We start from the raw sequence: 1,463 nt of genomic DNA, 5'->3' as shown, positions 1-1,463 counted from the left end.
GGTTCTACAATATCTGTTGTTGGTAATAGATTTTTATCTATTAATGATGACAGATTTTTTGTTTATCATTAGAATAAAAAAGCGGACATCTCCCGTCCGTTAACTTGCTCCCACCACAGAATTAAGTCAAGAAAGGAAATGCCCTATGTCAAATGATACTACGAAAATGTTGTTAGGAATAGATGATGAACACTTAATAATTGAGAATGGCAAAATAGGTGATGATGGGGTGATCCGATTAAATGGATCGCTGAACTATTCCCCCAAGGCCTGCCACAACTGTGGGGTTATTAATGACCATCAGATCATTGGCTATGGTTGGCGGAAGACCACCATTAGATTCGCTAAAACCTTGGGCAGCACCGTTATCCTCTGCCTCAATCGGCGAAACTTTCACTGTAAGGCTTGTCATACCAATTTCCTGGCGCAGACGAATGCGGTGCCGAAGCACTGCACGATTTCAAATACGACCCGCAAACAATGCTTAGAAAAACTGACCGAACCGGTTTCACTCAAACACATTGCCGATGAGTTATCCACTTCGGATTCATTCGTTGGTCGGCAGCTCTTGCGCGCTGAACGGGACTTTGAAACCAACTGGCACTATTTACCCAAAGTTCTCCTCATGGACGAAGTTAAAAGCACTAAGAGTGCCACCGACGCGATGAGCTTTGAATTTATGGACGCGGAAACCCACGAATTGATTGATCTGTTACCCTTTAGAACCATCTATCAGCTTCAAAAGTATTTCCGGCATTATGACCAAGCCGCGCGCGAAAATGTGAAAATAATCGTGACTGATATGAATTATACCTATCCCAAATTGGTTGGGCAGATCTTCCCGAATGCCATCGTTGTCATCGATCCCTTCCACTTGGTTAACGCTTTAAACCGAGCTTTTAACAAGACGCGGGTGCGCCTCATGAAAACCCTGGCGACTTCCTCACGCGAGTATCACGCCCTAAAACGCTATTGGAAATTATTATTAACGCCGGAAAATCACCTCAACTACGAAGCTTTCCGTAAGTGGACAAACTTCCCTTATCCAGCGACTGCCACTGATGTAGTTGATGCTTTATTGGACATTGATCCCGAGCTCAAGCAAACTTACGACGTGATGAATCGGTTACGTGAAACCATCAAAAACCGTGATTGGTCCAACTATAATCAAGTGTTCCATCACTTAGAGGGCTGCTCGGAAGAGATGTTGGCAACCCTCCAGACCCTAGCGACTCATCATGATGAAATTGGTAATACTTTCACTCACCATTACACCAACGGGCCCCTAGAAGGTTCAAACAACAAGATTAAAGTCATTAAACGTACTGGATTTGGTTACCGAAACTTTTTCAGATTCCGGCTAAGAGTGCTGTTCGCTTTTCGGGTTCATACAAAAAGAGCCCTAATCACCAAGTGATTAGAACTCCAATATTTTGTTCACCAACAACAGTTGACGAAGAACC

Annotated in this window: 1 protein-coding gene; it reads left to right on the top strand. The window is 43.7% G+C overall.

The window, feature by feature from the left end; all coding sequences use genetic code 11:
• Positions 1-145: 145 nt before the first annotated feature.
• Entirely contained in the window at positions 146-1,417 is a 1,272-nt protein-coding gene (locus tag EKM89_RS13870; RefSeq protein ID WP_057864578.1) for an ISL3 family transposase, read from the top strand.
• Positions 1,418-1,463: the final 46 nt, after the last annotated feature.

Source organism: Levilactobacillus fujinensis, from assembly GCF_003946335.1.
GTDB classification, from domain to species: Bacteria; Bacillota; Bacilli; order Lactobacillales; family Lactobacillaceae; genus Levilactobacillus; species Levilactobacillus fujinensis.
The sequence above is the reverse complement of the archived record's forward strand: the minus strand, read 5'-3'. Positions and strand labels throughout refer to the sequence as shown.

What these genes read in the sequence shown, in the direction of transcription:
- EKM89_RS13870 (WP_057864578.1), top strand. Translation starts at nt 146, where the DNA reads ATGTCAAATGATACTACGAAAATGTTGTTAGGAATAGATGATGAACAC.